Below are 15,663 nucleotides of genomic sequence, written 5' to 3'. Positions count from 1 at the left end.
ACAAAATTTTAACATTTTTATTAAGAAAACCAGCATTTCCATATTGTTTATCATAGTTGAAAAAGGTAAAATTGAAAATTGAGTTGAGAAAAAAACGACTATAAAATATATGGAGCTGGTAGTATGTATAAAGCAATTCTTTTCTTATTTTTTATTGTCGTCTGTTTGACTGCCGTTGTGTTTACAAGCCTAAAAGACAGTTTTTATACTATGTTATAAGAAATATAGCTTCCATAACGAAAAATAGGTATTTTCATTAGTACAAGAGTAGCTCCTTTTACATAGGCTGTTAATGTAAACAGAATATTTGAAGGGAGATTATTATATGTATCTAGGAACTAATTTTTTACCTCCAGTCATTCATCCGACGCAACAAATCGTGAACCATACTTTTTCAACAACGGTGGTGCCGCATATTCATCCGGTTCATACAACCACAGTGAACCACCATATGTATCAACATAAACATTACTGTCCGCAAACCGCATCATGTGCAGAAGAGTGCTGCAATCAGCACATCAACTGCTGTAACCCATGTGCACCGGCACCAGCGCCAATAGCGCCAATAGCAGCGCCAATGCCAAATGCAGTACCAAATGCACCAGGTTTTGGTGGAATGGGAGGTCCTGGTTTTGGTGGAATGGGAGGTCCTGGCTTTGGCCCAGGCGCACCAGGATTTGGCCCTGGCCCTGGACCATATATGGGCCGCAGACGATAGTATTAGGGATGTCATCGCAAGGGCTTCTTAGCCCTTGTTTTTTATTTCTTTTTATTATATGGTATGTTATTTATAATAAAATGTTTGTCCCATTTTTAAAAATTTTTTTAAAAAGGAGAACTAGTTTGCTAAAAGTTTTAGCCATTTCAGGTTATAAACCTTTTGAATTAGGGGTATTTAATAAGGATCATCCATCTGTTCTATATATCAAGGCAGCCATAAAGAAGGCTTTATTGCCAATGATTGAAGAAGAAGAATTAGAGTGGATATTAATCAGCGGTCAACTAGGTGTAGAACTTTGGGCGGCCGAAGTGGTCTTTGACTTACAATCTGAGTATCCTAAGTTAAAGCTTGCCGTCATTACACCGTTTTTAGAACAGGAATCGAAATGGAATGAAACTAATAAAGAGTGGTATGAAACGATTTTAATGCAAGCGGACTTTGCTGATTCTGTAACGAAAAAGGTCTATGAAAAGCCATGGCAATTTCGTTTGAAAAATCAATTCTTTGTTGAAAAAAGTGACGGCCTGTTAATGATGTATGATCATGAAAAAGAAGGAAGTCCTAAATACTTATACGAATTAGCATTAGAGTACAAAAAAAAGCACGACTATCGGGTAGAATTAATAACTTTTAATGATTTGCAAATGATTGTTGAGGAAGAGCAGTTCAAGCACTCTGACTTTTAAGGAATATTTATAGCTTCTCCCCATAGTATGAAATGACTGCACAAATTCTGAATGTAAAAGAAAATTGACAAAAGGACATATTTTTGGAAAAATAAAAGGTAATGATTGGCTAAACTTGAGGTGATTTGAATGTTGGCTGATAAGGTCAAATTAACAGCTAAGGATATTTTAGAAAAAGAGTTTAAAACAGGTGTTCGTGGTTATAGGCAAGAAGATGTGGATAAATTTTTAGATTTAATTATTAAAGATTATGAAACGTTCCATCAAGAAATTGAGGATCTACAGCAAGAGAACCTTAGGCTTCGTAAGCAGCTTGAAGACACATCCAAAAGGCAGCCGGTGGCACAGCCAGCTGGTACGACCAATTTTGATATTTTGAAAAGATTGTCTAATCTAGAAAAGCATGTATTTGGTAATAAACTTTACGATTAACATTTTGTACCGCTGTTTCCTAATAAAAACCATTGTATATTGAACAAGAAATACATATAATAAAAAGGTGTCATTAATGACGTTCGGGTAATCGCTGCGATGAGCGTTTCGCGAATCGTTGAGGAAAGTCCATGCTCGCACGAGCTGCGATGCTCGTAGTGTTCGTGCCTAGTGAATTCATAAGCTAGGGCAGCTGAGTCTAGCATTCAGTTGACGGCCGGGAAAATACCTAAGTCCCATCTGGATATGGTATGAATACCTATAAAAGTGCCACAGTGACGTAGCCTTTCTGGAAACAGAAAGGGTGGAACGGGTAAACCCCACGAGCGAGAAACCCAAATTATGGTAGGGGCGTTTTCTCTGAGGAATTGAACAAGGAGAAAGACAGGTTCTTTCTGAATCTGTAGATAGATGATTACCACCTAAGTACGAGACCTAATAGTCGCTTGCAGTACTATGGTACAGAACATGGCTTACAGAACGTTATTAATGTCAAGAAATGCTGGATATTAAGGGCTCTCCTAATATGGGGAGCTTTTTTATTGCAAATTACTGCATTCGTTTCCTTCATTTTGTCAATAATGTAAGCGACAAGCTGAACGATTAGCATGATTTTACATACATATGAAATATTTAAGGGTGAAGACATGGGAAAATATCAATTAATTGCAACTGCAGCGATGGGATTAGAAGCCTTAGTAGCTAAAGAGGTTCGATCACTTGGCTATGATTGTGAAGTGGAAAATGGCAAGGTTACCTATACAGGTGATGAGGCAGCCATTGCACGTAGTAATTTATGGCTGCGAACAGCCGACCGCATTAAGATAAAGGTTGGAGAATTTAAGGCCTTTACCTTTGACGAACTGTTTGAAAAGACAAAGGCGCTTCCCTGGGAACAATTTTTACCTGAGGATGCAGAATTTCCGGTAATCGGAAAGTCTGTTAAATCAAAGTTGTTTAGTGTTTCAGACTGTCAGGCTATTGTTAAAAAGGCCGTGGTTGAACGTTTGAAAAAACATTATAATCGTAATTCCTGGTTTGAGGAAAATGGTGCTCTATACCGAATTGAAGTGGCTTTGTTAAAGGACGTTGCGACCATTACCATTGATGCCAGTGGCAGCGGTCTTCATAAACGAGGATATCGAGTTGATCAAGGTGAGGCACCGCTAAAGGAAACATTGGCGGCCGCACTCGTGATGCTAACGAATTGGCAGGCTGACCGACCCTTTATTGACCCTTTTTGTGGATCAGGAACTATTCCAATTGAAGCAGCCATGATTGGGCAAAACATTGCACCCGGATTTAACAGAGAATTTGTTTCTGAAGCTTGGAAATGGATACCCGAAAAAGTGTGGCATGATGCTAGGATGGAAGCGGAGGACCTGGCAAAATATGACCAGCCATTAGACATTACCGGCTCTGACATCGATCATCGCATGGTTAGAATTGCGGAAGGCAACGCTGTAGAGGCTGGTTTTGGTGATCTAATTAATTTTAAACAAATGCAGGTACGAGACATATCCACTAATAAGGAGTATGGTGTCATTGTAGGAAACCCGCCATATGGTGAGCGGCTAGGGGATAAAAAGGCAGTGGAGCAAATGTATAAGGAAATGGGACAGGCTTTTAGTAAGCTCGATACCTGGTCCATTTATATCATGACTTCGAATGAAGATTTTGAGCAATTTTACGGTAAACCTGCAACCAAGAAACGGAAGCTGTTTAATGGATTCATTCGAACAGACCTATATCAATACTGGGGCAAAAAACCCCCACGGCAATAATTTTTTGAAGTAGATGAATGGGGGAGGGGTTATCATGCAAAATCGGATGCCGTTTGAAATTTCCAAAACTGAGTCTTTTTATGACAAGTTAGGGGAATGGATTGGCGACCTATTTTATGATATTTTACCTGAGGCGGGTTTTGAACTGCGTGATGAGCAGATTTATATGGCTTTTCAATTAGAAAAAGCCTTTAAAGAGAAAAAAGTAATGTTTGCTGAGGCAGGAGTAGGAACGGGGAAAACCATTGTTTATCTACTTTATGCCATAATGTATGCCCGTTATACGAATAGGCCTGCCGTGATTGCTTGTGCTGACGAGACCTTAATAGAACAGCTGGTAAAAAAAGAAGGCGACATTGCAAAACTTGAGAAGATTTTAGACTTACAGATTGATGTTCGTTTGGCAAAATCGAGGGACCAATATCTCTGTTTAAAAAAGCTGGATCAGGTTAAAAATAATGATTTTTCAGATGAGATTTCGGAGGTGTATCAAAAACTTCCTGATTTTGTTCATTCTGTTGGATCAATGCAGTCTTTTGAAAGATATGGTGATAGACGGGATTTTCCTTCTCTGTCAGATGAGGTATGGGGTAATGTGAATTGGGATGCGCTGCAGGATTGCTTTTCTTGTGATAAACGTCATCGCTGTGGCTTAACATTACACCGTGAGTTTTATCGACATGCAACAGATTTAATCATCTGTTCACATGATTTTTATATGGAACATATCTGGACTAAGGAGTCACGAAAGAGAGAAGGCCAGCTTCCTCTTTTACCGGATCATTCTTCTGTCGTATTTGATGAAGGCCACTTGCTCGAATATGCTGCACAGAAAGCTTTAAGCTATCGTTTTACAGATTATACATTAGATACCTTACTAACAAGATTAATGGAAAATGAAGTGCGCGAAAAAACGTTGTATACGATTGAAGAGGCACTTTTAGCAAATGAGGCATTTTTCGATGCCATCTCTCAATTTTCTTCTCAATCAAAAGGTTCAGAAAAACAAGTCATTACCAAGCATCCGTTAGTGATGAAAACCTGCCGAAAGCTGCTGTCAACGCTACAGGCTCTTGAAGAAGAACTTGTCTTTGAGAGTGAGTTATATGTCATTAATGAATATGATTTAAAGATTGTCGAGGAGTATTTAGAACAAATTACTTATTCACTATCTTTATTTCTTCAAGAACTAAACGGGATCACCTGGTTTGAAGAAAAGGGTGGAGAACGCACCCTAGTTATCATGCCTAAAATGGTCGAGGAAGTTATGCGAGAAGAAGTATTCTCACAGAAGAAGCCTTTTATTTTTTCCTCAGCGACACTTTCAAATCATAAGTCTTTTGATTATATGGCAAATAGTCTTGGTGTGAGCGAATACTTATCCTTTTCAGTTGCCTCGCCGTTTGATTATGATGAAAAGATGAAAATATATTTGCCTCGTCTTCTACAAGAAAGCCTTGAAGAGAGAGTTAAATATGTAATCAGCAAAATTCACCAATCAGAGGGTCGAGCGTTAATCCTCCTTAATAACAATGAAGAAATGTTTTACCTAAAGAAGCAGCTGCCGGATTTAATTCCTTACCCTGTCTATTTTGAAGGAGATGAGGAGATTAGCACGCTAGTTTCGAAATTTCAAAATGAAGAACATGCTGTGCTTTGTTCGATCCATTTATGGGAAGGGCTTGATATACCGGGCAGGTCGTTAGAAAATGTAATTATTTTTTCACTTCCGTTTCCGCCCAATGATCCAGTCTTTACCGCAAAAAAGAATGGGCTTAATAATCCATTCTTGGAAGTAGACTTACCCTATATGCTTCTCCGGCTTCGTCAAGGAATTGGGCGGTTAATTAGGTCTGAAAAGGACGAAGGAACGGTTTATATTCTTCTTGATGGTGATATTGATTTGAATATATTACAAGAAATAAAAGCTGTTTTGCCGACTGAGCCAATTGAAGATTAAATGAAGAGTAAGTGGAAGATACATTTTCTTCCGCTTACTTTTTTAATAGAATAATTCCTGTTCAAGTGCTTCCCGATTAATTAAGTAAAACCCATCCCCATCCTGGGAAACCAATGATTTCTTCTTCACTTGATTAATCGTTCTGCTGACGGACTCTCTTGAGGTTCCAATCATATTGGCTAATTCACGATTGGTAAATTGAGTAGTTAATTTATAAAGTCCCTCAACTTTTTCCCCGTTAGATTTACATAACCTGATAAGCAATAATATAATTTGTTCATAAGTATTATGAAGTACCTGCGCTTCTAGCCTTCCTTGTAAGTCCACAATCTTTTCGCCTAATACCTTAAAGAGCTTAATACATAATTCCGGATAAGATATTAATATTTTTTCAAACCCATCAATAGGAATTACGATAAGCTGAGCATCCTCCACTACTTCTGCATACGCAGGGAAATTGCCCTTCCTAAAAAAACCGGCATGAGGGAACATTTCGCCTGGTTCTAAAACAGAGATTAATTGTTCCTTCCCCATAAAATCTGATTTATAGATTTTAATTTTACCAGAGTGAATAAAGAACACTCGATCAAGAGGGTCATCCTGCATAAAGACATACATTTTATGTTTATAAAAACGCGTTTGGGTAATTTTTACAATCGGATCAAGTTCTGTAGCTGATAACTCTTTAAAAATCGGCACTCTTGATAATCTTCTTACAATATCTTCATGTTCCATTAATTTCACCTCATATAAGTAAGTCATTTCAATTAGTTACATTTTAGCAGTGTTTACCTTGGAATTATGTGACCTCCATCATAGTAGCTAAAATTATTGATACCCATTCTCATTGGTGTGGAAAAAATCACTTAGAGTTGATGAGGTACTTCACTTTAAAAGTTAGCTTTCAACGTTAAAATACGAAATGTGATGAAACAAGAGAGGATGAATAGAAATGGAAATACAGCGGGGGACAACATTGAATAAAGTGGTAAAGACCAATCGGAATGGTTTATTAAAATCAGTTTTAATGGTCACTATTCTATTAAGCTTTACTGTCTTGCTTGCCGGAGGCTATTGGATTTTCAAGGAACAGGCACCAAGGCCAATAAAGGTAACAAATGAAAAGGGTGAGGTTCTTTTTACAAAAGAGTCGATAATGGGGGGGCAAGCCGTTTTTCAAAAGTATGGTTTAATGGATTACGGAACAGTGCTTGGACATGGTTCATATATGGGCCCAGATTATACGGCTGAAGCCTTGAAAATTTATACAGAGGGCATGCAGAATTTTAAAGCCAATGAACAATACGGTAGAGATTTTAAAGCCCTAACGGCAGACCAACAAACGGTTATCAAAACGAATGTGATTAAAGAGATGCGGAAAAATCGCTACGACAGTGCCAAAGATACAATGAAATTAACGAATGCCCAAGCTTTTGGCCTTAAGAAAGTAAGAGAACATTATCAAGAAGTGTTTACAAAAGGAGACGGCTGGGGGCTTAAGGCTAATTTAATTAAAGAAACCGATATGCCGGAAAACAACCGTGCTTATGTTGCTAAAGGCGACCAAATTACACAAATATCTGATTTCTTCTTTTGGACTGCATGGTTATCTAGTACAGTACGTAAAGGCGATACCATTACGTATACGAATAACTGGCCATATTATGAAGATGCCGGAAACCATCTGTCCTTTTCTGCAGTTTGGTGGAGCGGAGCCAGCATCACATTATTCGTAATGATGGTTGGAATTATTTTATTTGTATTCTACCGTTATCAGTTTGGGATGAAGGAAGCATATAAAGAAGGGCATTTCCCTAAAATCGATTTAAGGAAAATTCCTGTGACAAGCTCACAAGTAAAGAGTGGAAAATATTTTGTGATTGTTTCTGCATTGTTTTTTGTGCAGTGTATGTTTGGTGCATTACTTGCACATTATTACATTGAACCGGATAGTTTCTTTGGCATTAAGTGGATACACGATATCCTTCCATTCAATATAACCAAAGGCTATCATCTACAGCTGGCCATTTTTTGGATTGCAACCGCTTGGCTTGGAATGGGAATCTATGTTGCACCTTTGGTGGGAGGTTATGAGCCAAAGAAACAAGGTCTTTTAGTTGATATCTTATTCTGGGCCCTCGTTGTTCTCGTAGTCGGCAGTATGGCAGGAGAATGGCTTGGAGCCAATGGGTATTTAGGCAACAATTGGTTCCTTCTTGGACATAATGGATGGGAATATATCGAACTCGGACGGATATGGCAGCTAATTCTTATTGTCGGAATGCTGATCTGGCTGTTTATCGTTTATCGTGGTATTCGCGCCGGCCTTAAACGTGAACAAGATAAGGGTGGACTCATTCATTTATTATTCTACTCCGCCATAGCGGTTCCTGCTTTCTACATCTTTGCTTTGTTTATTAATCCTGGAACTAGCTTTACGTTTGCTGATTATTGGCGCTGGTGGATCATCCACTTATGGGTAGAGGGAATCTTTGAAGTATTTGCAGTTGTAGTCATCGGATTCTTAATGGTTCAGTTAGGCCTTGTAACAAAAAAATCAACAGTCAGACAGTTGTATTTCCAATTGATTCTTTTATTAGGCAGCGGTGTTATTGGGATTGGCCACCACTATTATTATAATGGTTCCGCAGAGGTTTGGCTTGGTCTTGGGGCTGTTTTCTCGGCCTTAGAAGTTATTCCATTGACATTATTGATTCTTGAAGCGTACGAACAATATAAAATGATGCGAGAAGGCGGGATTGATTTCCCTTATAAAGGAACATTCTGGTTCTTAATTTCAGTCGCAATTTGGAACTTAGTAGGCGCAGGTGTTCTGGGATTCCTAATCAATCTGCCGGCAGTAAGTTATTTTGAACACGGACAATTCTTAACGCCAGCACATGGTCATGGTTCCATGATGGGGGTTTACGGAATGTTTGCCGTTGCTGTTCTCCTGTACTCACTGCGTAATATTGTCAAACCTGAATTCTGGAATGACAAATGGATTAAAGTTAGCTGCATTTTGCTTAATATCGGATTGGCAGGTATGGTCTTCTTATCCTTACTTCCTGTCGGGTTCATTCAAATAAAAGAAACTTTCCATCATGGATATGCAGCATCCCGCTCAGCATCCTTCCTGCAAAAGGATCTCGTCCAGACACTATTAACCTGGCGTGCGGTGCCTGACACCATTTTCCTTATTGGGGTTGTGATATTGTTGTTATTCTGTATTAGAGCACTATTCCATTTACGAAAACCAACGCACAAAGAGGGAGAAAAGCTTCCTGTAAAGGACTTAGCGCTGGACGAAGATTAATAAAGAAAATCCGCAAAGCTAACTTTGCGGATTTTCTTTTTCATTTTCGAGTTTTTCAAAGCATTCAAAACAATAGATTTCTTTTTTGTCTCTATGGACACCATTTAAGAAACCATCTAAACAGTAAATCTCTTTCCTGCAACTGCAACAACAACCCACCAGCTCCATCATGTTTTAAGCCCCTTTTTCACAAATTATTAATAAAATTATATAAAAGGTGTGATAAACAGCACAATAGTATTTTACTTTTTTCATCTATAATAAAAATGAAGTAAACAAACTTTAGGAGGTGCAAATGTTATAAACCTTAAATGGTCAACGGACACGGGTTTTTTGTCTAAAAACCTCGCTTATACCCTTTAACGGTACTATTATTTTCCAAAAACATCTCTACTTTTTAACAACAGATATGTTATTCTGTTGTTTTTTTTATCCACTTCAACGACAGCTATTCATAATATTATGTTAAAATTTAACTAATGAATAGGGAGGTTTTAATATGAATATGAAGCAAATAGAAAAGGAATTTTTAGACTTTGTAAAAAAAATCTCCGCTTATAATGAAGCACTTGGACTAATTTATTGGGATTTGAGAACCGGCGCTCCAAGACATGGGGTTGAGCAGCGGTCGGAAGTAATTGGCCTGCTTTCTTCTGAAGTATTTAAAATGTCTACTTCCGAGGAAATGGCAGCATACATAGCTACCCTTTCAAAACAGCCACTCTCAGAAAAGACAAGTAAAATTCTGCAAGAATGCAAACGGGAGTATGAACGAAATAAAAAGGTACCAGAAGAAGAGTACAAAGAATATGTCATCCTCCAATCAAAGGCTGAAAGTGTTTGGGAAGAGGCTAAAGAAACCGATAATTTTGCTTTGTTTAGTCCTTACTTAGAAAAGCTAGTAGATATGACCAAAAGATTTGTCAGCTATTGGGGATATCAAGAAAATAAGTATGATGTGTTATTAGATATGTATGAACCTGGGATGACAGTAAGTGTATTAGATCAGGTATTTCTTGAACTTAAAGACAAGATTGTCCCCTTAGTTAAAGCCGTTTCGAAATCTCCCTATAAGCCAAAAAACGATTTCCTATTTGAAAAGTTTCCAAAGGAGTTACAACGTGAAGTTAGTTTAAAAATTCTAGAAAAAATGGGTTATAACTTTAATGCAGGGAGATTGGATGAAACAGTCCATCCTTTTGCGACCGGACTCAATCCGGGTGATGTCCGTGTTACCACAAATTATAATGAAAATGATTTCCGAACCGCCATTTTTGGTACTATTCACGAAGGTGGGCACGCATTATATGAACAAAATATCTCAAAAGATTTGATTGGTACACCACTTTGTACTGGAACCTCTATGGGCATCCATGAGTCACAATCCCTTTTCTATGAAAATTTATTAGGCAGAAGCTATTCTTTTTGGAAAAACAACTTTGAACTTTTGAAGCAATATGCAGCAAATGGCCAGTTTGATGGAGTAGAACTGGAGGACTTCTATCGAGCTATTAATGAGTCAAAACCATCCTTCATTCGAATTGAGGCAGATGAATTAACCTATCCGCTCCATGTAATGATTCGCTATGAAATTGAAAAAGGGTTATTCAATGATGAATTGGAGGTAAAAGATTTACCAGAAATCTGGAATGATAAATATGAAGAGTACCTTGGAATCCGTCCGAAAAATAATGCAGAAGGAGTCCTGCAGGACGTTCACTGGGCCGGAGGCAGCTTTGGGTATTTTCCGTCCTATGCATTAGGCTATATATATGCAGCTCAATTTAAACATAAAATGCTTGAGGAATTTGCCGATTTTAATCACATGGTGGAAAGTGGAGAACTTTTACCTATTCAAGAATGGTTGACTGAAAAGATTCATCAATATGGAAAATTAAAAAAACCGATTGAGATTTTAAAGGATGTTACTGGTGAAGGGTTAAATCCCAACTACCTAATAGATTATCTATATAAAAAATATACAGATGTTTACAAACTAAATTGACCATAAACAGGCTCCAATCTCAAAGATTGGAGCCTGTTAAAATCCAATGATCTGTTACCATTTACCCCAAGTTTGGAATCCCTTTGAACCAGGAGGAGCGTTCTGGATAATATCAATAAATGGAATAGTGTAAGCAAATAGAATAAGTGCTGCTGTAATGCCAAGCCATAATTTCCAATTCTCAAATACCATTGGGGCTTGTTCCTCACTATTTTCAGCTTCTGCCACGGGAAATTCCTGTTCTCCTTTAGGAGCAAAAAAAGCAAGATTAACAAAGATAATGATGACTAAGATAATCCCAAGGAATAAAATAGTTCCGCCTACTGCTTGAGCGATTTGGTAAGGAATCCACTCAGCAGCCTGCTTTGATCCACCATAAGTTGAGAAAGCAGACCGTCTTGGTCCGCCTAGCAGACCTTGTATATGCATGGCACCTGACATGAATACCATGCCGATAAACCAAACCCATGCCTGGATTATTCCCAATTTATTCATGGCCTTCGTTAATTTACGTCCAGTTAAATGTGGTACCAGCCAATAAGAGATGCCAAAGAAAGTTAATACAACAGATGTTGCGGCCGTTAAATGGAAGTGACCTGTTACCCAAATTGTATTATGAACAACTTGGTCCATTTGGTTAGAGGCATTAATGATCCCGCCTGCACCAGCTGGTATAAATGAAGCCATGCCTATAAATGGAACAGTAAATCGGGCATCATTCCAGGGCAGTACCTTAAACCAGCCAAAAAGACCAGTTGCCCCTTTGGAGCGGCCATACCTTTCAAAAGTCGCAAATAATGAGAAGGCAGTCATTAAAGATGGAATAATAACCATAAATGTTAAGATAACCTGTAAAAACTTCCAAGCTGGATCAATACCTGGCTCTGTTAATTGATGGTGAAACCCAACCGGAATGGAGAATAGTAAAAATAAAATAAACGAAAGTCGTGCTAACGAATCTGAGAAAATTTTTCCTCCAATTACTTTTGGGATAATAGCATACCAGCACATATACGCAGGAAGGAGCCAGAAATAAACTAATGGGTGACCGAAGTACCAGAATAATGTGCGGCTAACTAAAACATCGACAGTGTCAACTAATCCCAGTGACCAAGGCAGCAGCTGGAATAAAACTGTTGCAGCTACACCTAATGTAGCAACAATCCAAAGGACTGTATTAATGACAGCCATAAAGCTTAATAATGGACTTGGTTTTCCTGGATTATTTTTGCGCCATCTAGCATAAGTCATGATTTGCGCTGAACCGTCAACCCAGCTTCCTACTACAACAAAAGTTAGACCTAAGTAAAAAATCCAGTGTGCTTTAAGAGGTGCATAAAAAGTATATAGAACGGATGCTTCTTTTAGTAAAACCATTGTTGCGGCCATTAGAGTACCAACTAACATCACCCAAAAACCAACCCAGCCGGTACGTCTGGCAGCATTTGAATGACCACCGGTTGTTCTGCTTACAGCAGCATATTGGAATCCCATAATAAAAAAGGTTGTTAATACAAGACCCATTAAAACACCATGGACCGTCAAAATTTGATAATAATCAATTCCCCAAGGAAGTTCCCATTTACCGGATCTCACAAGGGTTTGCAGGAGTCCCATTAATCCGCCAAGAGCAAGTGCCGAAAAGGCAACGAAAAAGTGTGCCATTGAAAGCTTTGCATCACGCGGGTCTACTTTTACTTTTGCTTTATCGTTAGCCATTATTTAACCACCTCAATCTTTGCACTCATTAAGTGGTGTCCGGAACCACAGTATTCATTACAAACAACTAAATATTCGCCTGTTTTGTCAAATGTAGTCGTATACTCACTGACATACCCTGGCTCCAGCATCATATTTATATTCGTACCAGCCATTTCAAAGCCGTGGATAACATCCTTTGTTGTGGCAATAACCTTCACCTTCGCTCCGAGCGGTACTTTTACCTGTGCAGGATTATATGAGAAAGTGGATGCTACAAAAACTAATTCATAGTCCCATTCTTTTCCCTCCACCTTATGTAAACCAGGTTTATCAAAAGGCTTAGTCTGATCAACTTTTTCAGAATTAATCGTAGTTAAACAACTTGCCGGTTTGTTGCCAAGGTAGAAAGCGCTGACACCAACCACCGATAGAAAAATGACAAGGCAGCCAATACCAAAGGTCAACCAGATTTTTTCAAATTTATGCATGTGCATAATATCTTCCCCCTTCCATCAGTTAAAAACGCTCGACGAATAGATAATAGACACCTACCCAAGTAACAATAATAAACGCTCCCAAAAAGAAAACGGACGCTAATGTCCCTTTAAGAGAAGAGCTATCTTCCACTTCTGTTTTTTGTTTTGTTTTCAGTTCCGCTTTCGCCATCCCCCTAGCACTCCCTTCAGAAAATTAAATGAATCATTTCTCTCTTTCATAATACAAAACAATTGCGAAAGAAAAATAAGAATTTGCGAAGTTCACAAATTGTTCATTCCTTATCTAACTACAATGTTAATGGTAAAAACTTGATACAACAGTGATTAAAATCACTAACTCAATCTATAAATATGAATAAACTGTGAACACGTTAAATACTCATGTGATATATGTAATTGATATTATTTTACAAACACTTGGGTGCTTGTTTATAGAACGAGGTAACACTCTTGAATTTAAAAAATAAGCTAATTATAGATTCTTATATTTATTGGAAATGAGTGATGATGTTGGAGAAATATTATTGTGAGAACTGTCGCCTATTATATGATGAAAAAGAGTATTGCAAGGTGTGTGGCGTATTGGCAAATAACAAAATTAAGATAGAGGTACAAAAACAGTCAGAAAAATAAGAAGAGGAGAGAATGATTGAAGGCCACATAATTGGAAAAGTTTATCTAATGAAGGAAATCCAAAACCGCGATATAATTTAAGTGCACAGCAACAACCTTCAAAACGTTTGCTTCCCGGCAGTGGGAAGCTTTTTTTTTAACTCTAACTACTGGGAATAATTTCATCTGCAATGGAAAAAATAGCCTTATCCATGCTGAAGGAGATAGATAAATGCCAGCCATTATTTCCGTTTCTGAAGTTATTCCACCCTACCAAGTAAATCAAGATCAAGCATCTGCGTTTGCTCGAGAGCTTTTTACAGACTCATTTAAGGATATTGAGCGGCTATTAAAAGCCTTTCAGAACGGGCAAATTGAAAAAAGACACTTTGTTCAAGGATTAGAATGGTTTAAAGAGAGTCATACCTTTGAAGAAAAAAACAATGCCTACATTGAATCCGCTGTTGCTCTCGGCCGAGAGGCAATAGTTAAATGCTTACATAATGACAGCTTTCTTAAAGAGGAAATTTCTTTTGAAGAAATTGACGCCATTTTCTTTATCTCGACAACAGGGTTGTCAACTCCAAGTATTGATGCGAGGATTATTAATCTTTTGCCTTTTAATGCGCATATAAAAAGAATTCCAATTTGGGGATTGGGCTGTGCCGGGGGGGCTGCCGGATTATCGAGGGCTTTTGAATACTGTTCAGCCTTTCCTATGGCAAAGGTACTTGTCCTATCAATTGAGCTCTGCAGTTTGACATTCCAAAAGAATGACCTTTCAAAAAGTAATTTAATAGGCACATCACTATTTGCTGATGGTATCGCCTGTGCGTTGGTGATAGGTGATGAAGTTAGAAAAGACGAATTTAGTAAAAAGGCTGCCGTACCATTCATTGTAGCCACACAATCAACACTAATGCCTAATTCCTTAGATGTGATGGGATGGGACATACGAAATACAGGGTTATTTGTCATTTTCTCTCGAGATATTCCTCACATTATTGAAGCTTGGTTAAAACCAAATGTGATTGGTTTTTTAACCGAGCAGCAATTGGAGCTGGGGCAAATCAACCACTTTATTGCTCATCCTGGCGGTAAAAAAGTATTAGACGCTTATGTTAAATCATTAGAGATTCCTGCTTCAATGAATGAGACCTCCCGAGATATTTTAAAGAATTATGGCAATATGTCTTCAGCAACTATTTTGTATGTCCTAAAGCGTTTTATGGAGCGTGATGTACCTGTAGGTGACTTAGGACTTGCAACAGCCCTTGGCCCGGGATTCAGCTCAGAATTACTTCTTTTGAGGTGGCAATAAATGATAATCATGACTCCATTTGTTTTGTTAATTACTTTTATCGTTGTTCAACGGATCGTCGAACTTTTTGTTGCCAAAAGGAATGAGATATGGATGAAACAGCAAGGTGCAGTTGAATTCGGAGAGAAGCACTATAAGTATATGGTTCTAATACATATGATGTTTTTTATATCCCTATTGACTGAAACGTTACTACTTAAGCGTGGAATTTCACCTTTATGGCCTGTGTTCTTAAGCTTATTTGCTCTTGCACAGGTTGTGAGAATATGGGTAATTACTTCACTAGGAAGATTTTGGAACACAAAAATACTGGTTTTAGCAAATGCAAAGATCGTGAGGAAAGGACCATACCGTTTTTTAAAACATCCCAATTACATGGTGGTCGCACTGGAGTTGTTTGCTGTTCCAATGCTGTTTAGCTCCTACTTTACAGCCATTCTTTTTACAGTCTTAAACTTCATGATCCTAATGATTCGAATCCCGATTGAGGAAAAAGCTCTTAAAACATTAACTGAGTATGATGACACCTTTCGAGACTGTCACCGTTTTATCCCGAAGATTGTTAAATAATTGTGACAATTACCTATTGTTATTGAAAATCATTATCACCCATGTTAAAATAACGATA

General features: G+C 38.0%; 13 protein-coding genes and 1 other RNA gene. 10 read left to right on the top strand and 4 right to left on the bottom strand.

Annotation, left to right across the window (positions count from 1 at the left end):
* Positions 1-325: 325 nt before the first annotated feature.
* The 6 genes from COD92_RS01590 to COD92_RS01565 all read left to right on the top strand — a co-directional run bounded on the left by COD92_RS01590 (position 326) and on the right by COD92_RS01565 (position 5,583).
* Positions 326-718 carry a CotD family spore coat protein gene (locus COD92_RS01590; protein ID WP_098530449.1) on the top strand — a complete coding sequence of 131 codons (393 nt, stop codon included), beginning with the start codon at positions 326-328 and terminating at the stop codon, positions 716-718.
* A gap of 125 nt (positions 719-843) precedes the next feature.
* On the top strand, positions 844-1,407 hold the full coding sequence (locus tag COD92_RS01585) for an SLOG family protein (RefSeq protein ID WP_098530450.1): 564 nt from the start codon (positions 844-846) through the stop codon (positions 1,405-1,407).
* A 129-nt stretch (positions 1,408-1,536) separates the two neighbouring features.
* Positions 1,537-1,839 carry a cell division regulator GpsB gene (gpsB, locus tag COD92_RS01580; RefSeq protein WP_098530451.1) on the top strand — a complete coding sequence of 101 codons (303 nt, stop codon included), beginning with the start codon at positions 1,537-1,539 and terminating at the stop codon, positions 1,837-1,839.
* Positions 1,840-1,918: 79 nt separating this feature from the next.
* Positions 1,919-2,320: RNase P RNA component class B (rnpB, locus tag COD92_RS01575), an RNA gene on the top strand.
* 166 nt (positions 2,321-2,486) lie between these two features.
* A complete protein-coding gene (locus COD92_RS01570) occupies positions 2,487-3,623 on the top strand; it encodes a THUMP domain-containing class I SAM-dependent RNA methyltransferase (RefSeq protein ID WP_098530452.1) in 1,137 nt (378 codons plus the stop codon).
* A 34-nt stretch (positions 3,624-3,657) separates the two neighbouring features.
* Entirely contained in the window at positions 3,658-5,583 is a 1,926-nt protein-coding gene (locus COD92_RS01565; protein WP_098530453.1) for an ATP-dependent DNA helicase, read from the top strand.
* 42 nt (positions 5,584-5,625) lie between these two features.
* On the opposite strand, the gene COD92_RS01560 is transcribed toward COD92_RS01565, so the two are convergent.
* On the bottom strand, positions 5,626-6,318 hold the full coding sequence (locus COD92_RS01560) for a Crp/Fnr family transcriptional regulator (RefSeq protein ID WP_098530454.1): 693 nt from the start codon (positions 6,316-6,318) through the stop codon (positions 5,626-5,628).
* Between the two features lie 217 nt (positions 6,319-6,535).
* On the opposite strand from COD92_RS01560, the gene COD92_RS01555 reads away from it, so the two are divergent.
* Positions 6,536-8,899, top strand: coding sequence for a nitric-oxide reductase large subunit (locus tag COD92_RS01555; RefSeq protein ID WP_098530455.1), 2,364 nt, complete (start codon positions 6,536-6,538; stop codon positions 8,897-8,899).
* Positions 8,900-9,398: 499 nt separating this feature from the next.
* Positions 9,399-10,904 carry a carboxypeptidase M32 gene (locus COD92_RS01550; RefSeq protein WP_098530456.1) on the top strand — a complete coding sequence of 502 codons (1,506 nt, stop codon included), beginning with the start codon at positions 9,399-9,401 and terminating at the stop codon, positions 10,902-10,904.
* Between the two features lie 54 nt (positions 10,905-10,958).
* Here the strand turns inward: COD92_RS01550 and COD92_RS01545 are convergent, their stop codons facing one another.
* The 3 genes from COD92_RS01545 to COD92_RS01535 are packed head-to-tail and all read right to left on the bottom strand — an operon-like array spanning position 10,959 to position 13,271.
* Positions 10,959-12,623 (bottom strand): b(o/a)3-type cytochrome-c oxidase subunit 1, encoded by a 1,665-nt coding sequence (locus COD92_RS01545; RefSeq protein WP_098530457.1) that lies wholly within the window; start codon positions 12,621-12,623, stop codon positions 10,959-10,961.
* Positions 12,623-13,099 (bottom strand): cytochrome c oxidase subunit II, encoded by a 477-nt coding sequence (locus COD92_RS01540; RefSeq protein WP_098530458.1) that lies wholly within the window; start codon positions 13,097-13,099, stop codon positions 12,623-12,625. Before COD92_RS01540 ends, COD92_RS01545 begins: the two co-directional genes overlap by 1 nt.
* 22 nt (positions 13,100-13,121) lie before the next feature.
* Positions 13,122-13,271 (bottom strand): cytochrome c oxidase subunit 2A, encoded by a 150-nt coding sequence (locus COD92_RS01535; RefSeq protein ID WP_098530459.1) that lies wholly within the window; start codon positions 13,269-13,271, stop codon positions 13,122-13,124.
* Between the two features lie 675 nt (positions 13,272-13,946).
* Between COD92_RS01535 and COD92_RS01530 the strand changes: the two genes are divergently transcribed.
* Together COD92_RS01530 and COD92_RS01525 are read left to right on the top strand one after the other, a co-directional pair.
* On the top strand, positions 13,947-15,035 hold the full coding sequence (locus COD92_RS01530; RefSeq protein WP_098530460.1) for a type III polyketide synthase: 1,089 nt from the start codon (positions 13,947-13,949) through the stop codon (positions 15,033-15,035).
* Complete coding sequence (locus COD92_RS01525; RefSeq protein WP_098530461.1) at positions 15,036-15,605, top strand: isoprenylcysteine carboxyl methyltransferase family protein; 570 nt, start codon at positions 15,036-15,038, stop codon at positions 15,603-15,605.
* The last annotated feature ends 58 nt before the right edge of the window (positions 15,606-15,663 follow it).

It is taken from the genome of Bacillus sp. AFS037270 (genome assembly GCF_002585305.1).
This window is presented reverse-complemented; position numbering and strand designations above follow the sequence as displayed.

Bases quoted from the DNA above. Each gene is read 5' to 3' on its own strand.
- COD92_RS01590 (WP_098530449.1), top strand. From the start codon at position 326: ATGTATCTAGGAACTAATTTTTTACCTCCAGTCATTCATCCGACGCAA.
- gpsB (WP_098530451.1), top strand. From the start codon at position 1,537: ATGTTGGCTGATAAGGTCAAATTAACAGCTAAGGATATTTTAGAAAAA.
- COD92_RS01570 (WP_098530452.1), top strand. From the start codon at position 2,487: ATGGGAAAATATCAATTAATTGCAACTGCAGCGATGGGATTAGAAGCC.
- COD92_RS01565 (WP_098530453.1), top strand. From the start codon at position 3,658: ATGCAAAATCGGATGCCGTTTGAAATTTCCAAAACTGAGTCTTTTTAT.
- COD92_RS01560 (WP_098530454.1), bottom strand. From the start codon at position 6,318: ATGGAACATGAAGATATTGTAAGAAGATTATCAAGAGTGCCGATTTTT.
- COD92_RS01555 (WP_098530455.1), top strand. From the start codon at position 6,536: ATGGAAATACAGCGGGGGACAACATTGAATAAAGTGGTAAAGACCAAT.
- COD92_RS01550 (WP_098530456.1), top strand. From the start codon at position 9,399: ATGAATATGAAGCAAATAGAAAAGGAATTTTTAGACTTTGTAAAAAAA.
- COD92_RS01545 (WP_098530457.1), bottom strand. From the start codon at position 12,623: ATGGCTAACGATAAAGCAAAAGTAAAAGTAGACCCGCGTGATGCAAAG.
- COD92_RS01540 (WP_098530458.1), bottom strand. From the start codon at position 13,099: ATGCACATGCATAAATTTGAAAAAATCTGGTTGACCTTTGGTATTGGC.
- COD92_RS01535 (WP_098530459.1), bottom strand. From the start codon at position 13,271: ATGGCGAAAGCGGAACTGAAAACAAAACAAAAAACAGAAGTGGAAGAT.
- COD92_RS01530 (WP_098530460.1), top strand. From the start codon at position 13,947: ATGCCAGCCATTATTTCCGTTTCTGAAGTTATTCCACCCTACCAAGTA.
- COD92_RS01525 (WP_098530461.1), top strand. From the start codon at position 15,036: ATGATAATCATGACTCCATTTGTTTTGTTAATTACTTTTATCGTTGTT.